This window comes from Pseudoduganella sp. GW821-FHT12E03, assembly GCF_058807115.1.
Genome location: NZ_JBXAQJ010000034.1, coordinates 1 through 4,328, shown reverse-complemented (window position 1 = coordinate 4,328; position 4,328 = coordinate 1). Strand labels below are relative to the sequence as shown.

The following is a 4,328-nucleotide window of genomic DNA, read 5'->3' as shown; positions in this document are numbered from 1 at the left end:
CGCTTGCTTCCTCCCTTTGGCCCGCCCTGGCGGGCCGTTTTTTCCTGCGCGTCCACCGGCTGCCTGCCAAGGGGGCGGCTGCGAATGGTACTGCCCCCGTTTAGTAGCGGCATTGCCACATATGCGGCCGTCGAAGTGACGGCCAACAACGCCAATGGCCGCGCCATGGCCGTGGCTGCGATTTACTGCGTGCCCCTGAATTTGCTCCCATCCGCCCGGGCAATCGCCATGGCTTCGGACAGCACCGCATGATCACCTATATGGTTCGCCAGCAACAGGATCAGCGCCGCGTTCGCAGCCTCGCTTTGCTCCGGCGACAATTCCCGGTGCATGTCGATCAGCATTTCATAAAAGTCGTCCGGCCGCGCCAGGTGCGGCGCCACGTTCAAGTGCATCGTCATCATGGCAATTCCTTTCCAGTAGCAGAATCAAAAGCATGGCCGGTGGCGCGCCGCAGCGCCGCGCGCACCTGCCCGGGGTCATACCGGCGCCAGCGGGCGCACACATGCTGGTCCGGACGCAGCAGATAACACGTCCCGGCCGACGCGTCATAGCGCCGCGCCAGCAAGCCATCGGTGTCCGTCAATACCGCCACCCCTTCGAGGGACTGGGCCAGTGCGGCAACATCCATGCCGGCAGGCGCAATCACCAGTGGCATCACCTTCACCGCGCTGTCTTGCAGCGCCAGTAGCGTCTCAAGCATGGCAGGCGTCCAACTGGCGGCGTCATGGAACAGCACCAGGTTGAACTGGCTGCCGACACTGGCGCTGAACCACGTCTTCGCGCCAGCGCCAGTGTGCAGCGGCGCATCGGCAATCGTCGCGCCGGGCGGCAACCCGCCCTCGAACACATCGCGGTCCAGCGTATTGAGCGCGCTGCCGGCCAGTACCGCCGGCACCGACAAGCGGCCGCTGTTGACCAGTTGCCGGGCAAACGGATAGTCGCGCGACAGCCGCAACGTTGCATTGCGGAACACGCGGCTGACCGCGCTTTTCGGCGAAAGGAAATCCGTGGCGCGGCTGGAATGCAAAATATTTTCATCGGCCGCGTATTCACGCTCTTGCGCATAGCTGTCCAGCAAAGACACGGGCGCCAGCCCCGCCAGCACCAGTTTCAATTTCCAGGCCAGGTTTTCCGCGTCCTGCACCCCGCTGTTGGCGCCGCGCGCGCCGAACGGCGACACGCCATGGGCGGCATCACCCGTGTAAAGCACCCGTCCATGGCGGAACGATGCCATCCGCAAGCAGGAAAACGTGTAAATACTGACCCATTCGAGTTCGAATTCCACGTCCTTACCCAGCAGCGCCTGCACGCGCGGGATGACATTTTCCGGCAATTTTTCCACGGCCGGATCGGCATCCCATCCCAATTGGAAATCGATGCGCCACACGTTATCCGGCTGGCGATGCAGCAGCACCGACTGGTTACGGTGGAATGGCGGGTCGAACCAGAACCAGCGTTCGGTCGGAAAATCCGCCTTCATCTTGACATCGGCGATCAGGAAGCGGTCATAAAATGTGCGGCCCGTGCTTTCCAGTCCCGACAACTTGCGCACCGCGCTGCGCGAGCCGTCCGCCGCCACCAGGTATTCGCATTCCAGTGTGTACGGGCCATCAGGCGTTTCCACCGCCAGCAGCACATGGCTGCCGTGCTGCTCCACCCCGGTCACCTGGTTGTTCCAGCGGAGTTCGATCAGCGGCAATTCCAGCGCGCGCTCGAATAGATACCCTTCCACATAGTATTGCTGCAGGTTGACGAAGGCGGGCCGGCGATAGCCCGGCTCGTCCTGCAGATTGAAGGCATACACCTCGTCATCCTGGTAAAACACTTTGCCGACATTCCACGACAGCCCTTTACTGGCCATGCGCTCGCCGCAGCCCAGCCTGTCCCAGATTTCCAGCGTGCGCTTGGCGAAGCAAATGGCGCGCGACCCGGTCGACAGCTTGCAGTCATCATCCAGCACCACCACTGGCACGCCCTGCTGCGCCAGGTCGATGGCCGCCGACAGGCCCACCGGGCCAGCGCCCACCACCACCACGGGCCGCCGCACCGGAAGCCGGGCATCCTGGTCGGGCGAGCGTACGTAAGCATACTCGACCCGTTGATAATCCTTGTCCATCGTTCAACCCTCCATGGCCTGCAGCGCATGCCACATTTCCTTGTCGCGCTCGGCGGTCCAGATGCGCGGATGCTTGATGCCTTGCGCTTCATCGTACGCGCGGGTCACATCGAATGGCAGGCAGTGCTCATAGATAAAGACATGGCCGAACTTCGGGTCCATCTTGCTGCGCGCATGGGCCATGGTTTCCTTCAAGCTCATGCCGTCAGCAACCGCTTCTTTCGCGCTTTGCAGCAGTGTCGTGACGAAGTCCTTGGTATAGTCGATGCCCTCGTTGACTTGCTCCGGCGTGACCAGCGCGGGACCGCGGCCCGGCACCAGCTTTTCCGCCCCCAACGCGCGCAGCGCTTCCAGGGTGGCCGGCCATTCTTCCAGTTGCGCATCGCCCGTGTAAGCGGCGGCGTCGTATTCGACCAAGTCACCCGAGAAGCAAATTTTTTGCGCGGGAATCCAGGCGATGGTGTCGCCCTTGGTATGTCCCATGCCGATGTGGGCCAGCTTGACTTCCAGCTTACCCATGAAGATCGTCATTTCCTTCTCGAACACCATGGTTGGCCAGCTCAAGCCGGGCACCGATTCCACGCCCGCGAATAAACGCGGGAAACGTTCGATTTCCGATTTCATATCCTGCTCGCCACGCTCGACAATCAATTCGTAGGTGCCACGCGAAGCGATGACCTGCTCGGCGCCCTCATCAAAATAAGCGGATGCGCCCAGCACACGCACCGCATGGTAGTGCGACAGCACCACATACTTGATCGGCAAATCCGTCACCGAGCGGATATGGTTGATCAGCGCCTGCGCCATCACTGGTGTCGCGGTGGTGTCGATCACCATCACGCTGTCGTCGCCAATGATGACGCCGGAATTTGGATCCCCCTCCGCCGTATAAGCGTAAGCGTTGTCGGACAGTTTAATGAAGCTGGTCTTTTTTTCTTCGAGGTCCGCCTGCGATGCAAATTTTTTCCCTGCCATGATGCTTGCTCCCTGGTTGTTTAATCGGTGGGAAAACGATACGCTTGCGCTTATCATGTGTAAATCGCACACCATCGATGAGTATTATGAATAGTGTTCATAACGAAGAACTGGACTTGAATTTGCTGCCGGTATTCGACGCGCTGATCCGGATCGGCCATGTCAGCCGCGCGGCCGAGGAACTGGGCATGTCGCAGAGCGCGGTCAGCCACGCGCTCAAGCGCCTGCGGCTGTTCTTTGGCGATCCGCTGTTCCTGAAAACCGGCAGCGGCATGCAGCCGACGCCGAAAGCGCTGGAATTGCAGGCGCCCGTGCTGACCGTGATGGGGACGGTACGTGGAGAATTACTGGTTCGCGAAGGCTTCGATGCGGCCCAGGCGCGCCGCACGTTTTCGCTGTGCCTGACGGATATGGGCGAATTGATTTTCCTGCCCCGGCTGATAGCGCAATTGCGGCAAGCGGCGCCCGGATGCACCTTGCGCACGCTGCAAGTACCGGCGCGCCAGATCCACGCCGCGTTGGAAAGCGGCGACGCCGACCTCGCACTGGGATCGCTGCACGCGGTTCCCGATGGATTGTTCCAGCAACAGTTATTTACCCGCTCGTTTGTCACCATCGCCAACCGCCGCAACCACAAGATCGGTGACAGCATTTCATTGGAACGATTTTTAGCAATGGAACATATCGTGGTGTCGCTGTCCGGGCGCACCGAGGATGGCTACGACAGCATCATCGACCAGCTGGCTGGACAGCGCCGCGTGTATTTGACCACACCGCATTTCCTCACCGTGCCCATGATCATCGAGCAAAACCCGGACTTGATCGCCACCGTGCCGCGCGAACTGGCGACGCGGTTTACCGGCTATAAAAGTGTGCGCATGGTGGAAACGCCGGTGGTGGTGCCACCGTTTGCGATCCGCCAGCACTGGCATCCTCGCTTCCACCACGATGCCGCCAACAGCTGGCTGCGGCGGATGATCAAGCAGGTGTTCGATACGCTGCCCGAGTGAGCAGCACGAGGTACAGCGTTGGAAGGCTGTACCCCATGCAGTTTGTTACAGCCCTCCGAGGGCGACGTACTTGATTTCCAGGTAGTCATCCACGCCGTACTTAGATCCCTCGCGTCCCAGGCCGGACGTCTTGACGCCGCCAAACGGCGCCACTTCGGTGGAAATCATGCCTTCGTTGACACCGACCATGCCGAATTCCAGTTCTTCCACGACCCGGAAAATAC

General features: G+C 60.8%; 5 protein-coding genes. 1 reads left to right on the top strand and 4 read right to left on the bottom strand.

What is annotated here, in order from left to right; translation table 11 throughout:
* Positions 1–182: 182 nt before the first annotated feature.
* Genes AC1RRC_RS33140 through AC1RRC_RS33130 form a run of 3 tightly spaced genes read right to left on the bottom strand, consistent with a single transcriptional unit; the run spans position 183 to position 3,094 of the window.
* A complete protein-coding gene (locus AC1RRC_RS33140; protein WP_493060188.1) occupies positions 183–395 on the bottom strand; it encodes a DUF2783 domain-containing protein in 213 nt (70 codons plus the stop codon).
* A gap of 5 nt (positions 396–400) precedes the next feature.
* Positions 401–2,119, bottom strand: a complete 1,719-nt coding sequence (locus AC1RRC_RS33135; protein WP_493060185.1) for an FAD-dependent oxidoreductase — start codon at positions 2,117–2,119, stop codon at positions 401–403.
* 3 nt (positions 2,120–2,122) lie between these two features.
* Positions 2,123–3,094 (bottom strand): MBL fold metallo-hydrolase, encoded by a 972-nt coding sequence (locus tag AC1RRC_RS33130; protein ID WP_493060183.1) that lies wholly within the window; start codon positions 3,092–3,094, stop codon positions 2,123–2,125.
* Between the two features lie 86 nt (positions 3,095–3,180).
* On the opposite strand from AC1RRC_RS33130, the gene AC1RRC_RS33125 reads away from it, so the two are divergent.
* The gene (locus AC1RRC_RS33125) at positions 3,181–4,104 is read left to right on the top strand and encodes a LysR family transcriptional regulator (RefSeq protein ID WP_493060182.1); all 924 of its coding nucleotides are present in this window, start codon (positions 3,181–3,183) and stop codon (positions 4,102–4,104) included.
* Positions 4,105–4,149: 45 nt separating this feature from the next.
* Here AC1RRC_RS33125 and AC1RRC_RS33120 read toward each other — a convergent pair.
* Positions 4,150–4,328 (bottom strand): aldehyde dehydrogenase family protein (locus tag AC1RRC_RS33120; RefSeq protein ID WP_493060186.1); only part of this gene is annotated, 179 nt, incomplete at its 5' end.